Source organism: Calothrix anomala FACHB-343, assembly GCF_014696435.1.
Classification (GTDB): Bacteria; Cyanobacteriota; Cyanobacteriia; order Cyanobacteriales; family Nostocaceae; genus Aulosira; species Aulosira anomala_A.
The window spans coordinates 1-16,858 of sequence record NZ_JACJQG010000097.1; the positions used below are offsets into that span (position 1 = coordinate 1).

The following is a 16,858-nucleotide window of genomic DNA, read 5'->3' on the forward strand; positions in this document are numbered from 1 at the left end:
GCCCCCTGCCCCCTGCCCAATAATAGCCACCAAACTGGTTTAAAATTATTTACACTGGTCTAATCCAACAGTGGCTGTTAAGAAGCTTCTGATAGACCTAGTTTACCTTTAATGCCTCCGGCAATTGGTGAACGTAAAACTCAAATACCTGATTTTTAGGCGTAGCGAACATCAGATTAGCGTCATCAAGTCTAATCTATGGAGCAAACCAAAAAACAGGCAAGCTAAAGGCTAACCTTTAGCATCCGCCGCAATCGACTGAATGCAAGCAAGTTGAACGGCAATAAGTATCACATCAATCATTCGCTAAGGAGAATCACACCAATGGGTGGCGAAATTTTGAATACAGCATTGTTGGCTTTCAGTTTAATCTTCGTAGGTTGGGGCATAGGCACTTTATTACTGAAAATTCAGGGTGCAGAAGAAGAATAACTCTGCTAACCAATAGATTTTCACTCGCCAGAGGTGTTTATATCTCTGGCAATATAGCTTGTCCGGTTTTCGGACAAAGCTTTTTTTACATATAACTTGTATAAATTATGAAAATAAATGTAAACTTTTGTTTAGGCGATCGTTCTGTTAAAATTCCTGTCATATAAATTAAAAAAAATTTACAACCCTCATGACATTATTAATCGTCGGTGCCACTGGCACCTTAGGAAGACAAGTGGCTCGTCGTGCTATCGATGAGGGGTATAAGGTACGCTGTCTTGTCCGGAGTACTAAAAAAGCTGCTTTCCTCAAAGAATGGGGTGCAGAACTTGTATTAGGAGATTTATGTTACCCGCAAACCCTTCCTGGCGCACTTGAAGGCGTCACTGCAGTCATTGATGCGGCTACATCTCGTCCCACAGATTCACTCAGCATTAAACAAGTAGATTGGGACGGTAAAGTCAGCCTCATCCAAGCAGCCAAAGCAGCAGGTGTAGAGCGCTTTATTTTCTTTTCCATCCTCGAAGCCGATAAATATCCAGAAGTACCTTTAATGGAAATTAAGCGGTGTACAGAGTTGTTTTTAGCCGAATCTGGATTAAATTACACCATCTTACGCCTAGCTGGCTTTATGCAAGGGTTAATCGGTCAATATGGAATTCCGATTTTAGAAAATCAGCCAGTGTGGGTAACCGGTGAATCGTCACCTGTAGCTTACATGGATACTCTAGATATAGCTAAATTTGCCATCAAGGCATTAAATGTACCAGAAACCCAAAAGCAAACCTTCCCCGTAGTTGGTACTCGCCCTTGGAGTGCAGAAGAAATCATTAAAGTGTGCGAACGCCTTTCTGGTAAAGAAGCTAGAGTCACGCGGATGCCAATCAATTTACTACGGACAGTGCGGCGTTGCCTGAGATTTTTCCAATGGGGATGGAATGTAGCCGACAGATTAGCATTTACAGAAGTATTAGCCAGTGGTAAACCCTTAAATGCCTCAATGGATGAGGTATACCAAGTTTTCGGGTTAGATCCTCAACAAACAACTACCCTAGAAAGCTACCTGCAAGAGTACTTCAGCCGAATTATGAAAAAACTTAAAGAGCTGGACTACGAAAAAAATAAAGCTAAAAAGCAGAAATCTAATAAAAAATCACCATTTAAACAACCTGCAAAAATTAATGGTCAAGAGTCAAGGGTTAATGGTCAATAGTCAATGGTCAATGGTCAATGGTCAATGGTCATTAGTCAATAATCAATAAATTATCAACAGTGGACTATTGACTCTGGACTTTTGACTTTTGACCCCAAACACATGACTACGTTGTCAAAAATGTGTAAGGATTAGCATAATACAGAGCGTCGCCTAAACTTGGATATTTGAATGTGCCGAAAGCAGGCATTATCTACAATGACCTTAAACCGATAGCGAGTCGCATTGCTATCGAACTCAAAGACAAACTAACCGCAGCCGGTTGGAATGTATGCATCACAACTAGTATCGGTGGTATATTGGGCTACTCTAATCCAGAAAGTCCTGTATGTCACACCCCACTCGACGGTCTTACACCGCCAGGGTTTGACTCAGAAATGAAATTTGCTGTGGTATTAGGTGGAGACGGTACTGTTTTAGCAGCGTCTCGCCAAGTAGCCCCCTGTGGAATTCCCCTATTAACAGTGAATACTGGACACATGGGGTTTTTAACAGAAGCTTACCTCAATCAATTGCCGCAAGCAATTGAACAGGTGATGGCGGGTAACTATGAAATTGAAGAACGAGCCATGCTCGCCGTCAAAGTGCTACGGGGAGAATCGATACTTTGGGAAGCATTGTGTCTCAATGAAATGGTACTCCATCGAGAACCATTGACCTCTATGTGCCATTTTGAAATTGCCGTAGGGCGTCATGCAGCAGTTGACATTGCAGCTGATGGTGTAATTGTTTCTACACCAACTGGTTCTACCGCTTATTCTTTAAGTGCTGGTGGCCCTGTCGTCACCCCTGGCGTACCAGTGTTACAGCTCGTACCCATTTGTCCCCATTCCCTAGCTTCTAGGGCTTTAGTGTTTCCCGACAGCGAACCAGTTAACATCTACCCAGTCAATATACCCCGGTTAGTGATGGTAGTAGATGGTAATGGGGGATGTTATGTATTCCCAGAGGATCGGGTATATTTAGAGCGATCGCAATATAGCGTCCGATTTATTCGCCTCCAACCACCAGAATTCTTTCGGATTTTGCGAGAAAAATTGGGTTGGGGTTTACCCCATATTGCCAAACCCACTTCGGTAGAATTACCTTAGATAGTCATTAGTCATTAGTCATTAGTCATTGGTCATTAGTCCAAAACTGTAACCTATGGCTTATGACTGGTGACTTTTGGTTTTTTTGGTGATTTCCTTCCAGATTTGAATTATGAATGGTGAATTATGAATGATGAAATTACCCTAAAAATAAATTTAGGGAACAAGAATCAGAATTCTTCGCCATATTGTCTGTATTAGAGATAATTAGGTGTAACAGTTAGGGAAAGTTTCATGAGCTTTCCGCCTTTGTGGCTATTAATAATAGAGGTATCTGCCAAAATTATTGAGAATTCATTATTCATAATTCATTATTTATAATTCAACCTTGCAATATTCTTATGACAGCTGCTCATAGTCCTTGTGTTTTAGTTATTGAAACCGATGAAAGCCTAGCTAATCAGCTTTCTTTTGATTTACAAGAAGCTGGCTACGATTCGATTTTGGCACACGATGCCGTTAGTGGTTTACAATACAGTCGCGATCGCCAACCTGCTTTAATTGTTCTCGATCGCATGTTAGCAGGCGAATCAGGACTTTCACTGTGTAAAAATCTCCGAAACGCTGGTATGCGCTCCCCTGTACTAGTGCTGATGGCACGAGATACAGTAGACGATCGCGTCGCTTGTTTAGAAGCTGGAGCCGATGACTATATTCTTAAGCCTTACCGTTCCGAAGACTTTTTAAAGCTAATTCGTCTCTATTTAAAACCAGATGTAGACACCACAGAACAGTTACGCTTTGGCGATTTGGTTTTAGATATAGGTACTCGTCGCGCCATATACAACGGACGCATCATCGACTTAACCATGAAAGAATTTGAACTTCTCAAGTTCTTAATGGAACATCCCAGAGAAGTATTAACCCGCGAGCAAATTCTGGAAAATGTCTGGGGTTACGACTTTATGGGAGAATCAAACGTCATAGAAGTCTACATTCGCTACCTACGCCTGAAAATTGAAGAAGAAGGGCAAAAACGCCTAATTCAAACAGTACGTGGTGTAGGCTACGTCTTAAGAGAATCTTAAAAATTTATCTCAGGACTTAGCAAGATTACAGCCTAATTATGTAACCGTCCCACCCTTAAACAAGGTGGGATTGTTAATTGTTGACTGTTGACTGTTGACGGCATAGCCAATGCCCAATGCCCAATACCCCATTTTCACAGTACAATCGAAATCCAAATCACAAAATTGGTAATTTTATGTTGCGCGGACTAAGTTTATTTTCTATCTTGCTGAGTGTTTTGCTCATGGGTTGTTCTCCACCAACTACAGCTAAACCACCTACCAACACATCCGAGTCTCAAACTTTAACACCAGTATCTGCTGGGCAAAAACTGCCGATTACGGCTGAGGCTATTGTGCCCAATGGCACCAAAATTCAGTTAGAAGTGGCAAAGACTCCTAAGCAGCAAGAAATCGGCTTAATGAATCGGACATCTTTACCAGATAACCAGGGGATGTTGTTCAAGTTTCCTTCACCACAGCCAGTTCGCTTTTGGATGAAGAATACGCTGATTCCCTTAGATATGGTGTTCATTCATAATGGCGTTGTTAAATATATTCAAACTTCTGCCCCTCCTTGTACTAAAGACCCCTGCCCTACTTATGGCCCTGATACCTCTATTGATACCGTAATTGAACTGCGCTCTGGTAGAAGTTCGGAATTAGGATTAAAAGTTGGTAATAGTATCAAAATTAATTATTTTTAGTTAGTGTTATTACTTACAACTGCACAATTAGTGAGATGTTTCACTGATTGTGAAATCTTGATAAAGAATGTAGATGTAAAAAATATTACGTCATATAGTATAATATGCTATCACTCAGCGACTATTGAAAATATCACCAAACATTGGAAGGTCTTATGTCTCCACAGCAGAACCAGACCTGTGAAGTTTATCCGTTAAAGATCATCCTTTTGGTGTAGGTGTAAATAGTCGCTCATAAGAGACTATTAACTAAGGAATTTTGATTACTACATGTGTAATTAAAGAAGCTGCTATAGTTACTAGAAATTCAACTTATTGACCTGAGCTAAATGCTACTTGAACAGCAATCAAGCAAGTAGCTTGGGAGTTTCAAATTTAACTTTCCTGCGATCGGGGCAATTTCTTTAAAGTAAATTTAGACAAAATTTGCTGTGGAATTTCAGTATTAATGTCATAGTGACAGATAAGATACTGGCTACTGGTTAAGGAGAAATGGTGAACCAATATATGACAATACACTCTGCACAAGGAGGTGAGATACAAATGTCACCATCAAAGTATTCTCGACTGATTCATTTTTTGCAAGAAGATTTGGCAATTTCTACAGCGTCTTTAGCTGTGGCGTTACGACATCGCGAACAAGACCCAGGCCCTTTACCCATGATTCTTTGGCAATATGGTTTAATTACCCTAGAGCAACTAGAAAAGATTTATGATTGGTTGGAGACGGCATAGATATAAACAGCTCGTAGGAGGATTGAGAGATGTCAAATCTGCTATGTCTGTTACCAAAGCTGATAAATAAAAAAACAAAATTTTACCTTAATTATTTTTGGCAATTTAAATTTAAAAAGCGAGTTAAATCTTTAACTCGCTTTTTTGATTTGGTGCAGTTTTTGAACTGTCAGTCTGTAGCCAAGCTAACAATTCTCACTTTACACAAATAATTTTCTAGAAATAAACCAAACTATTTGATATGGCTGTTGACTGTTGACTGTTGACTGTTGACTGTTGACTGTTGACTGTTGACTGGTAAATAGCCTGGAAACCCCTACCAGTGACCAATGTAAGGGCGGGTTCACACATATCTTCGTCGATCAACGATGATCTAAATAAACCCGCCCCTACTGACAAATGACCAATGACAAATGACCAATGACAATTATTTTAATATTTTGGGAATTAGATATATTTTGATGCCAAAAATTACTGTATTCTAAGAAAGAATACAGTAAAGGAAGATATCCAGAGTTTTTATTCGGGAGCAACAGCTTTTTCTGTTTGGTGGTTGATTGACCAACGATAGTCAATCGGAACAGAGGAAAACTGGCAAATCTCTTCCAGGTGCTTTTGTTGGACAGCTGCTTTACGCAGAGTAATAATTAGCTGATTCACCTGATGACGCAAATCCGGGTTTTGACTTACTGCTGACATTGTTTGTCTCTCTAAGAGTTGCAGTATAAGTTCGTAGTGGATAGGTGATGGCAGAGGAATTTGCTCCATGAAGTTAATTTGCTTTTTCAAATAGGGGATTGTGGGAGAAGCGAAGATTTTTGGGCAATAACTAAATTGTTACATATGCAACCAGTATTTGCTAAACCCTGAGATAGATTCAGTGATAAAAGCTATAAAGATTTAGCAAAGAGATTGGTAATAGCTAACTGTGGATCTACTTGTTTGACTAATGACTCACCAATGAGTACAGCCGATGCACCTGCGGTTGATACTAAATTCAAATCCTCTGCTGTATGTAATCCTGACTCGCTGACAACTAAGATGTTCCGTTCTTGTAACTGCTGACCTCTGGTTGCGAGTAATTCACAAGTTGTTTGTAAGTTTACAGAAAAATCTTCTAAGTTGCGGTTGTTAATTCCGACTAAAGTGATGCCATCTAAGGCTAACACGCGGTCAAGTTCTGCGAGACTATGGACTTCGATTAATGCTGCCATTTTGAGAGAATTGGCAATTTTGACGAAATACTGCAAATCTTGGTCGCTAAGTATAGCCGCAATTAATAAAACTGCATCTGCCCCCCGAATCCGTGCCAAATACATCTGATAGGGATAGATGATAAACTCTTTACATAATAAAGGTAAGTCTACGACGCTACGCACCTTGGCTAAATTATCAAAGCTACCTTGAAAGAACTTTTCATCTGTAAGTACAGACAAGCAACTAGCACCACCTTGTTGATAAGCAAGTGCGATCGCAATTGGGTCAAAATCTTCCCGTAAAACTCCCTTACTTGGCGAAGCTTTTTTTACTTCGGCAATTAACGCTGGTTTTGTCTTCCCTTGTTTTAACGCCCCTACAAAATCACGGGTAGGTGCGGCGGTGAGTGCTTGCTTTTGCAATTCCCTTAAAGGCACTTTTTCCCGCATTTTCTCAACTTCTATTTCTTTATGCCAGACAATTTCTTCCAAAATATTGTTTGGCTCTGCGCCAGGAACAGCCACCTGATAACTTAAATAGGAAATTGAAACAGGTGTACTCGGTGCGACACGACGGATTTGCATAATAGTCAATAGTCAATGGTCAATGGTCAAGGGTCAATGGTCAATGGTCAATGGTCAATGGTCAAGGGTCAATGGTCAATGGTCAATGGTCAACAGTGTGAATTTGTAACTATAAACTGTTGACTTTGGACTATTGACTTTGGACTTTAGACTATTGACCCTTGACTCTTAAATTAATGCACGATCGCTCTTTTGTAAGCTTCATCCAAAACTTCGGAAAGTGTCGGATGAGCGTGGACTAAATGGGCGAGGGTGTTTACAGATTGGCGTTGCGCTACGGCGGCTGAGGCTTCATGGATGATGTCTGAGGCGTGTAGTCCAAAGATGTGGACGCCTAAGACTTCTCCGGTATCTTGGCGATATATCACCTTGGCAATCCCGTCGGCTTCGTTTTCTGCTAAGGCTTTAGAATTACCTTTGAAATAACTCTTGCTCGTAGCTATGGCAAAACCTTGCTCTGCACCTAGTTCTTTGGCGGCGGTTTCTGTTAAGCCAACATAGCTCACTTCTGGGTGAGTAAAGGCGGCGGCGGGAATGCTGCGATAATCTACCTCACGCGGTCTACCAACGATATTTTCCACAGCAACGATACCTTGGGCAGATGCAGCATGAGCTAGCATCATTTTGCCGTTAGCATCGCCAATTGCCCAAAGATGGGGGACAACTTCGCCACCAGATAATACCGCCATGCTGTCATTAACGGGGATGAAATTACGACGGTCGAGTTCTACACCCACAGATTCTAAACCGAGATTTTTGGTAGCTGGGATGCGTCCAGTAGCTACTAGACAAGCATCTACCTCAATCACTTCTAAATCTTCTTTGGTTTGAAAATCAGCTAACTCAATTACCACTGGCGAACCAGGGATAACTCGTTTGGCGTAGATACCAACTTTTGTTTCAATATCGCGGGGGGTAATTAACACCCGTTCGGCTAATTTGGCGATATCGCGGTCAAATCCTGGCATTAATTGATCCAGGGCTTCAATCATCGTGATTTCGCAGCCTAAAGCCGAGTATATATCAGAGAATTCTAAACCAATGTAACCACTGCCAATAATTGCTACCCAGTTAGGTAGCGATTCTAACCTGACACCTTGGTCGCTAGTAAATACAGTTTTGCCATCTACTTCAATACCTGGAGGAACAAATGGCACTGAACCAGGAGACAAAATAATGTCTTTGGCGGTGATAGTTTTTTCACCACTATCGCCAATAATACTGACTTTTTGCGTACCGGCTAACTTTGCCCAACCTCTGATGATATCAACACCTAGACGCTTGAGGCTATTGGTTAAATCGCCTTGGATTTTATTTACAAGATTGGTAGCATGATTAGCGATCGCTTGGCGATCGAACTCCACATTACCGATTTGAATTCCTAAGGACTTGAGATGGTGGGTATTCCGTAACTCCCGCACCCGCCCCGAAGCCGCTAACAGCGCTTTTGAGGGAATACAGCCCCGGTTAACACAGGTTCCCCCCATATCAGCTGCTTCCACAATCGCTGTTTTTAAGCCGCAACTGACGGCGTGTAGGGCTGCTCCATGTCCACCTACACCAGCGCCTATAATGACTAAATCGTAATCGTATCCCTGACTCACGTTAGTTTCCCCGTGTGCTCCGCCTATTTATTCTCAACTTGACTAGCAATCAGTGCAACCCCCCTTGAGGTTCGGGAGTTGCTAATTTCAAATTATGATTTACGCTAGCAGGCAAAGGGACTGAATATCTTCAGTATGCTATTTAAACTTGTATAATCGCTGTATTTTATACTTAAATTGGGCATGGGGCATTGGGCATTGGGCATTGCTTAAGAAATTAGAGCCTATTTCAGGTAAATGAGGTACGCGCTTTGGGGCATGGCAGTGCCAATGCCCCTACGATTAACGATTATCTTTACCTTACCAACTTGCAATTCTCTGTAATAACTAACAGACATTTTGAATTTTGAATTTTGAATTGTTTATCCTCCCACTCTCAGATGTTAATTCCTAAGTTAAGTGAATTTACAATCCGCCGGAATGCTAGCGCTAAATCGTTTCAACGCGGTGAGGCTTATTATGAGGCGGATGCGGTGCTATATCTAACTCAACGCGGTAATGTCATTCAGGCGGAAGTAGATGGTAATGAGCCGCATCCTTATGAAGTCGGACTGAGTTTTAATAGTGGGGGATTAACCTCAGTCAAATGTAGTTGTCCTTATGATGGTGAGGGCTGGTGTAAACATATTGTGGCTACTATGCTGGTTTGTATGCGTCAGCCACAAATGATTGAGGAACGTCCGACATTAGAACAACTGCTGAATAGGCTGGATCATCAGCAAACTCAAAGATTAATCCAACAGTTGATAGTAGAGTATCCCAGATTGATTGAGGCTGTCGATCGCCATGTTACCTGGATTACTTACACTCCTGTAAAGCATGACAACGTTAAACCTTTACGCCAATATAACCTTGATTCTAAACCATTTGCCCAGAGAGTACGCCAGATTCTCCGCGATGCGGTGCGTGCTTGGGAAGATGGCTATGATGAAGATCCAATTACGGAAGAAATACTGAATTTGGTGCAAGGGGCGGTAGATTTGTGCGAACAAGGAGATGGGAGAAATGCGATCGCAATTTTAGCAGCCATTACTTCTAGTTGTGTGGATAATTGGGATGATGTGGCTGATTATGGTGCCGATAATTATGAAATTCTCCCACAATTAAATGCAGCTTGGTGCGAAGCCATTCTCACAGCCGAACTCACCCCAGTAGAAAAAGTTGATTTACAAGTTAATTTGGAAACATGGCAAGATGAATGGGATGCTGATTTTGGCTTGGCTTCGGAAGCTTTACGCCAAGGTTGGCATTACCCACTGTTATTACAAGTGTTAGAAGGTGATATTCCCGATATGGGAGTATGGGAAGATGATATCCCCGACTACGCCGATGATTTAGCTTTAATTCGCCTGAAAATTCTCGAACGGCAAGAACGTTACCAAGAATACTTGTATTTAGCCGCCGCCGAAGGACAAACCGAACAATATTTAACTATGTTGGGGCGTTTGGGGAGAGTTGACGAAGCGATAATTGCTGCTCAAGCCCAGATGAATACAATGGAAGAAGCCTTTGCTTTGGGAAAAACCCTCAAAGAGCAAAATTCCTTATTAGAAGCCTTAGAGATTGCCCAAATTGGTTTAGATTTACCAGGAAATTGTCAGTACGATTTGGCAATTTGGACAACAGATTTAGCTTTAGAATTAAATAATCAACCAGTCGCTTTATCTGCAATGATAGCTGCTTTTCAAATTCAACCATCATTGGTGAGCTATGAAAAAATTGCCGAATTAGCCGGGGAAGAATGGGCGGTTGTCAAACCAGATTTATTACAAATTCTCCGCACCTCTGGCGGTTGGGGAACAGAAGCAGCCAAGGTAGATATATTTTTACAGGAAGGCTTAATTGAAGATGCGATCGCCATTGTTAACGAAATGAGTTCCTACCATGCCGATTTAATTTATCGTGTCATGGATGTGGCAATTGCGCAAAAGCCTGATTGGGTAATTGCTAATGCTCGCCATCGTGCCGAATTAATTATGGAAGCCGGGAAAGCAGAATATTATAATACCGCAGTTCAATGGTTAAAAAAAGTCCGTACTGCTTATTTAGAAGCGGGAAGAAAAGCAGATTGGGATAGTTATAAAGCCAAGTTAATTCAAGAGCATGGGCGCAAGCGGAAATTGATGGGATTAATTAAAGAACAAGGGTTAGATTAGGCACAGGTGTCAACTTAACGCGAAACCCGCTTACCGCAAGGAACTGAAGTTCCTTGCTCATAGCCAAAGTCATCTCAAGATGACTAAATATCTTCAAAATCTTGAGTCTACTAAAGTAGACTTGGGCTATGAGCCTTGGAATTCATTCCAAGGTGGGTGACAAAGCTAAGAGAGAGGCTATTTTTAGCTTTGACTTCAGTTTCGCCACTACCGTAAATTTTAAAGATATTTTTTATTTGTTATTTATCGGAGACGCGATTAATCACGTCTGTACAATTGTCATTTATTTTTTTGGTCTTCCTTATCTATTTTATCGTAAATAAAACGGTTTAAGACCCCTACGTCTATACGGAGTATCATTTTCCGCCGGGGGTGTAAATCCCCGTCTGAAAATCTCTTTAATTTTGAATTTTGAATTTTGAATTTTGAATTGTTAATCCTTCTATCCTCAGACTTGCTTCATCTGTCTGACAGCGTAAGTATTGTTTCTATCTTTTGTGGGATTATGCCTCTAGAATCATTCGTTAACTTATGTGGAGTAACGCAAAGAAATTTTTCTTAGCGATCGCAAAACTAAGGAAAATTCGCTTATTTTGGAGTGTTTATGACCTATACAGTTGACGAAAGCACAAAACCAGCTTTAGAAACTTTCAAACGCTTTGATGTAGATACTCAACTAGCTTTACTTTGGTACGGTTATCTGGATATTAAGGATCAGCTAAATCCAGCGCCTCCTAATAGTGTAGAAATTCCTGGTAAAGCTGTGTTTGATAAAATCCAAGATTTATCTCAGCAAGAACAATTGCAAGCACAACGTGACTTACTACGGGGTGGAAATAGTGAGATTAACCGTGCTTACAAAGCCTTAAGCCCTAATGCTAAATTAGAGGTTTGGTTGTTGCTGTCTCAAGGAATTGAAAACGGTACTATTATCCCAGTTCCTTCTGAGTATAAACTTCCTAATGGAACAGATGAATTTGTCGCCCAGATTAAAAAGCTAGAGTTCGATCAACGATTGAATTTTATGCTGACTGCTGTGCAAGCTTTGGGTTAAGTTAAACCAGTTTGGATTTTGAATCAGAATTTAACTTCTGGTTTCAGTTTCTGTAAATCCATTGGTTGCAATCATTCTTTTCATTAATATTAGGAAGGTTGGTGCTTTATAAAGCTTAAAGCTAAAGCACCAACCTTCATTAATAGATAATTGTAGGTTGGGCTTACCGTGTGTAAACCCAACAAACCCCTGGAAATGTTGGGTTTCGTTCCTCAACCCAACCTACGCAGCTTTACATAAATCGATGCGAGAGAAGAGAACCACAAACGACCACGACACATTTCCAAAAACTACAACTATCGAACGCCTATATAAAATAGGGAGATGTCCTTCTAGAGCAGAAATATCAAAAGTGACTTTATCGTAATCAATCCAATCTTTTTCTAATTTCCATCCTACGCGATCGCCAAATTTATCCCAGGTTTCTTTATTAGACTGGTTATTTAGCTGACCACCAACACTCAAGTAAATTTCTTTTTGAACGCTAAAGCCAAAAAGTCCATTGCTATATTTGACCCATAGACTATCAATTGTGTGGAGGTCAGTACAAGGGAAGTTTAATAATTCTTCTGTCTTAAAATAATGGCCATTCTGCTTACCTAAAGCCTTAACCATCAATACATAAGTTTCATAATCAGCATCTTTCCATTTCCCTGCTGCTAGTAGATTACGTAATTTTGTATAATCTATACTTTTTTCGGAACTAAGATCATCCTCTTCTTTAATTACTAATTGTAGAGTATTAATTGTTGAGCTTGGCTGCGGAGAAATACTTTTACTGGTCGAAATTAAATTCTGAGCAATTAGGCGATCGTGTATTGGTTTAATATCCTCATCTCGCAGCTTGAGAATTTGTTGTAATCGATGTAAATCATCAACAGTTCCATCACTAAGAATTGGTTCTTCTTCTAATGCTTCAATCAGAGTTTGTTCGTATTCCTGTAAGCTTTCCTGTAATTCACGAAATGGTTTTTTAACTTCTTCTTCTATCGCTGCTGCTATTTCTGGGTTTAACCCCAACTCAGTTTGTCTACGAATTAAAACCTTGCGTCCCACAACCGAAACGCGACCATTTCTAATACATTGCTCAACTTCTTTACGATAATCTAATTTTGGATCGTCCAATGGTGCTTTGGCTAGGTGAATTGTATAACCTTCCTTAACTGCAAAAATTTCCGGCTTCATCACTGGTTTTGCTTCTATAACCTTGCGCTTGGCATATTCATGCAATTCAGCTACAGTAATCACACCATCATTGTCTTTATCTGCGGCTCCGGTTTCAATTCCCTCAACCAAATAGCTAGTGTAAACTCCACCACCCGAATCTTCATAAGAAGGTTGTGTAGCTGTAGAATAAGTTAACACAGCTCTACCTTCACCACCTAATTGCGTGCTGATTTCATTTTCAATACTGAGATTAACAATATTTTTAGCGCTCATCCCTTCAGCAAAAGCACCACTAAAACAGCAGTCAAGAATTAATACTTGTCGCTGAGATTTGCTAGGACGCATGTAATAATCATGAATGAATTTAGCATCTACAGCTGTGCCAATTATCGGTAAACCTTGAGTATTGATTTTAGTATTGCGGCTGATAAAAAATAGATTTCCGTTTTCATGTCTATAGCCATGTCCAGAAAAATACAGCAGCACTACGTCTTTTTCTTGACATTTTTCGAGAAACAGCTGCTCAATTTCTGATCGCATGGTATCGGAATCAGGATTAGACAAAAATTTGACTTCATCAAATCCGCCTATGTCTGGATTCTTCAACACACGCTGCATTGCTTCAATATCTTTAATCACACCAGATAAATTATTTATCTTTGGAGACTCATATTCACTAGCCCCAATCAGCAATGCATATTTCGCCATTTTGCTTGCTTAGTTCCGTTTAAATACGCAAATTTTCTCTAATTCTATATTTTATACAGTATTCAAATCAAGGTTTCCGTATGATTTGGGTTTAGCATGTGAAAAATACAGCAGATTGCAAGTTGGTGAGGTACAGATAATCGTTGATTGTAGGGGCACTGGCACTGCCATGCCCCAAAGCGCGTACCTCATTTACCTGAAAATCCCTGTATTGTCAGGTTATCCCAATTCAAATAATGTTTGCGACAGATAAATTCTTTGGGGCACGGCATACGCAATCTTTTGGCATATCAAATTATCTTACTGGTGCCGTGCCCCTACTACCCATCTGTCGCGTTCTTTTTTCAAAATGGTATTATCCTAAATTGCAACAATAATTAGACATATACACCCGTAGGGGTGGGGTTTCCCCACCTGTGTCAATTTAAGCTCAAAACCTTTCTCTATCTTGTTTCCAGACTCCTTTTGGAAATGCGTATTGCGAGGTGAAGACTCGGAACCTGATAAATTGAGGCTAACCGTGCAGTATTGTTATCTAATTTTCTTACGACGCTCTTCATTTTTCCTGTCATACAAAAACCATTCTTCATCACTCATATGTTGGGCATTTTTAATTCTATGAACAGCTAACTCTAAATACTCAGAATTAATCTCACATCCTAACCATTTTCTCCCTAATTGTTCAGCTGTTACTGCTGTAGTACCCGAACCTAAAAAGGGGTCAATTACAATATCTTGGCGTTGCGATGAAGCTAGAATAAATTTCCTGATCAATTCTTCTGGCTTTTGGGTAGGATGTTTAGTTTTTTCATGCATTCCATTACAAGTTGTGGGAATTTCGATGACATCTCTGGGTTTAGCACCCTTTAAATTAGGATTCCATATTTTCTCATTATTCTTACCATTATTGCCATACTGACTAGTACTAGCTTGGGGATGTAAGGGATATTTTAAAGTGTGTTCGCCATATAATATCCTGACATTTTCGATATTCATATAAAAATCTTTAGACTTGCGAAAATGCAAAATACTTTCATGGGATCGTCCCCAATCATTTGCTAAATTAGCTTTATTTTTATAGTGCCAAATCAGCCAGCGACAGCCTTTAAAGAAACGAGATGCAGGTAATTTAATATCGGCTAATATTTCCGAGAAACCACAAATATAAAAACTACCCGTAGGCTTAAGAATTCGCGAAACTTGCTCAATCCAAATTATAGACCATTGTACATAAGCTTCCTGAGATTCAAAATTATCCCACTCGGCTTTTTTAATATTATATGGAGGGTCAGCAATTACTAAATCTACTGACTCTGTATTTAAACTACACAGCCACTCAATAGCATCTCCTTGCCAAAGTTCACCATTTTCATGGGCATAAAATAATTCCATAGCCTCAATATAAATCAGTCAGCATTAATAAAATTAATTTGTTATTACTGATAAACACTAATGCTGACCAATTATGCAAGAGGTATATTGTAATTATTTATGAACTAAATACTGCTTTGCATAAGTTCATAACTTTTTTAACGCAAAGGAACGCAGAGGTTAGCGCAAAGTTTCGCAGAGTATTTCCCAAGCCAATTAGCTATAAATTAATGAAATGCTGTACTAAGCTTCTACAATTCGTAATGTCTTGAGAAGTTAATTGTACAATTCCCCGCGCATAACTGTAACGGCTTGCCCAGCTAAATAAACGCGATCGCCTCCAGGATAACGCACCTTCACAACTCCCCCACGACTGGATGCTTGATAAGCTAAAAACTCATCCTTACCTAAGCGATCGCGCCAATAAGCAGCGAGACAGCAATGTGCCGCACCAGTCACAGGGTCTTCATTTATACCTAATCCCGGCGCAAAAAAGCGAGAGACAAAATCATACTCGGAATCAGCTTGCGTAATGCTAGTAACGATGACATCAGCCACAGGTAAGCTTTTCAATTGTTGAAAATTCGGCTGTAATTCTCGCACCAAATCCTCAGACTCTAACTCTACCAAATAGCCAAGGGAATTCTGCACCACAGATTTACAAGCTACACCCAAAGCTTGACTCAGTTCTTCTGGTACAGCAATAGGTTGTGAATGATTCACAGGAAAATCTAACTCAATCCATTCACCCTGCTTTGCAGCAATTAATACACCACGTTTAGTATAAAAACGGGCAACTTCATCTGGTGATAAATGTCCTTCTGACCAGAGTACATGAGCGCTAGCTAAAGTTGCATGACCACAAAGGGGTACTTCTACAGTTGGTGTAAACCAGCGCAAATTAAAGCCATCATCCTGTTTGACGAGAAAAGCCGTCTCCGATAAATTCATTTCTTGCGCCACATTTTGCATCCAGCGATCGCTTTCGGGAGTTGGTAACACACATACAGCAGCCGGATTTCCTGCAAATGGCTTATTGGTAAAAGCATCCACCTGTGTAATTATTTTTCCCATAGCATCACCCTTGTAGTTAGCTGTATTTAGACTGCGATCGCCTTTAACAAATTAATATAAAAAAGGATACATTTGCCGAGCCTATTTTCCGTACAATCGAATCAAATCAGTCAAGCATCCTAGTTGCCATGTTTCATCGACAACAAAATACAGAAGGGTAATTACAGAGTTTGCAGCGATTGTTAGTAATGAAGTGATGATTAACCAGGCGATCGCTCAAGAAAAATAATGGCTCTTAAACACAGATTTAGTCTATGTTAAAAAATGAGCCAAATTACCGTTAAAGAGTTCTGAGCAATGCTTAATCAAAACAAACAATTGAGTTTAAAAATACTTGGTGTCATTTTTGCAGCTATGAACTTAGTATCGCTTTCTGTGGGATTAATCGGCTGCTCCAATGAAGTCCAAAACCCACTCAATCAAACTGAGCAACAAAAGGAACAGTACAAAAATCAATCAAATCAAGAATCTGAATCAAATCAGAATAATGACGACGATGACGATGACGATGACGATGATGACAAAAAAGGTAATAGAAAAAATGACAAAGACGATGATGATTAAGACTAATTAGAAATAAGCTAATCGGTTTTGGAAGAATGTTTCAGTCACACCTAAATCTCTGACTGAAACTCCAAATTAATAGAATATAGGGCAAAAAATATGAGATTTTTTAGCCATAATAATTTATACAGCATATTTCAGATAAATGAGGTACTCGCTTAGGGGCATGGCAGTGCCAGTGCCCCTACAATCAA

The 16,858-nt window shown here is 40.1% G+C and carries 16 protein-coding genes; 9 read left to right on the forward strand and 7 right to left on the reverse strand.

All coding sequences use genetic code 11. The features are described from left to right. Window positions 1–324: 324 nt before the first annotated feature. The 6 genes from petM (at window position 325) to H6G08_RS33890 (ending at window position 5,185) form a co-directional block, all read left to right on the forward strand. On the forward strand, window positions 325–432 hold the full coding sequence (gene petM / locus H6G08_RS33865; protein WP_096645287.1) for a cytochrome b6-f complex subunit PetM: 108 nt from the start codon (window positions 325–327) through the stop codon (window positions 430–432). 190 nt (window positions 433–622) lie between these two features. Continuing rightward, window positions 623–1,645, forward strand: coding sequence for an SDR family oxidoreductase (locus tag H6G08_RS33870; RefSeq protein ID WP_190551229.1), 1,023 nt, complete (start codon window positions 623–625; stop codon window positions 1,643–1,645). A 173-nt stretch (window positions 1,646–1,818) separates the two neighbouring features. Continuing rightward, window positions 1,819–2,736 carry an NAD(+) kinase gene (locus H6G08_RS33875; RefSeq protein ID WP_190551231.1) on the forward strand — a complete coding sequence of 306 codons (918 nt, stop codon included), beginning with the start codon at window positions 1,819–1,821 and terminating at the stop codon, window positions 2,734–2,736. A 341-nt stretch (window positions 2,737–3,077) separates the two neighbouring features. Next, window positions 3,078–3,764, forward strand: a complete 687-nt coding sequence (gene nblR / locus H6G08_RS33880; protein ID WP_190551233.1) for a response regulator transcription factor NblR — start codon at window positions 3,078–3,080, stop codon at window positions 3,762–3,764. Between the two features lie 176 nt (window positions 3,765–3,940). Further along, window positions 3,941–4,450, forward strand: coding sequence for a DUF192 domain-containing protein (locus tag H6G08_RS33885; RefSeq protein ID WP_190551261.1), 510 nt, complete (start codon window positions 3,941–3,943; stop codon window positions 4,448–4,450). A gap of 507 nt (window positions 4,451–4,957) precedes the next feature. Next, window positions 4,958–5,185: a DUF2949 domain-containing protein gene (locus H6G08_RS33890; protein ID WP_096645295.1), complete on the forward strand. Its 228-nt coding sequence runs from the start codon at window positions 4,958–4,960 to the stop codon at window positions 5,183–5,185. A 200-nt stretch (window positions 5,186–5,385) separates the two neighbouring features. On the opposite strand, the gene H6G08_RS33895 is transcribed toward H6G08_RS33890, so the two are convergent. The 4 genes from H6G08_RS33895 to lpdA form a co-directional block, all read right to left on the reverse strand. Further along, on the reverse strand, window positions 5,386–5,532 hold the full coding sequence (locus H6G08_RS33895) for a hypothetical protein (protein WP_190551235.1): 147 nt from the start codon (window positions 5,530–5,532) through the stop codon (window positions 5,386–5,388). 172 nt (window positions 5,533–5,704) lie between these two features. Further along, on the reverse strand, window positions 5,705–5,953 hold the full coding sequence (locus H6G08_RS33900) for a DUF5340 domain-containing protein (protein WP_096645299.1): 249 nt from the start codon (window positions 5,951–5,953) through the stop codon (window positions 5,705–5,707). A 122-nt stretch (window positions 5,954–6,075) separates the two neighbouring features. After that, the gene (gene trpC / locus H6G08_RS33905) at window positions 6,076–6,966 is read right to left on the reverse strand and encodes an indole-3-glycerol phosphate synthase TrpC (RefSeq protein ID WP_096645300.1); all 891 of its coding nucleotides are present in this window, start codon (window positions 6,964–6,966) and stop codon (window positions 6,076–6,078) included. 173 nt (window positions 6,967–7,139) lie between these two features. Beyond that, complete coding sequence (gene lpdA / locus H6G08_RS33910; RefSeq protein ID WP_096645302.1) at window positions 7,140–8,570, reverse strand: dihydrolipoyl dehydrogenase; 1,431 nt, start codon at window positions 8,568–8,570, stop codon at window positions 7,140–7,142. Between the two features lie 380 nt (window positions 8,571–8,950). Here lpdA and H6G08_RS33915 point away from each other — a divergent pair, with 380 nt between their 5' ends. Further along, on the forward strand, window positions 8,951–10,726 hold the full coding sequence (locus H6G08_RS33915; RefSeq protein ID WP_190551237.1) for an SWIM zinc finger family protein: 1,776 nt from the start codon (window positions 8,951–8,953) through the stop codon (window positions 10,724–10,726). A gap of 604 nt (window positions 10,727–11,330) precedes the next feature. Continuing rightward, complete coding sequence (locus H6G08_RS33920; RefSeq protein WP_190551239.1) at window positions 11,331–11,780, forward strand: orange carotenoid protein N-terminal domain-containing protein; 450 nt, start codon at window positions 11,331–11,333, stop codon at window positions 11,778–11,780. A gap of 222 nt (window positions 11,781–12,002) precedes the next feature. On the opposite strand, the gene H6G08_RS38605 is transcribed toward H6G08_RS33920, so the two are convergent. From H6G08_RS38605 to H6G08_RS33935, 3 genes are all read right to left on the reverse strand, one after another. After that, window positions 12,003–13,655, reverse strand: coding sequence for a caspase, EACC1-associated type (locus H6G08_RS38605; protein WP_190551240.1), 1,653 nt, complete (start codon window positions 13,653–13,655; stop codon window positions 12,003–12,005). Window positions 13,656–14,186: 531 nt separating this feature from the next. Beyond that, window positions 14,187–15,047 (reverse strand): DNA-methyltransferase, encoded by an 861-nt coding sequence (locus tag H6G08_RS33930; protein WP_190551242.1) that lies wholly within the window; start codon window positions 15,045–15,047, stop codon window positions 14,187–14,189. 255 nt (window positions 15,048–15,302) lie between these two features. After that, entirely contained in the window at window positions 15,303–16,100 is a 798-nt protein-coding gene (locus H6G08_RS33935; protein WP_190551244.1) for a PhzF family protein, read from the reverse strand. A 297-nt stretch (window positions 16,101–16,397) separates the two neighbouring features. Between H6G08_RS33935 and H6G08_RS33940 the strand changes: the two genes are divergently transcribed. Next, window positions 16,398–16,664 (forward strand): hypothetical protein, encoded by a 267-nt coding sequence (locus H6G08_RS33940; protein ID WP_190551246.1) that lies wholly within the window; start codon window positions 16,398–16,400, stop codon window positions 16,662–16,664. Window positions 16,665–16,858: the final 194 nt, after the last annotated feature.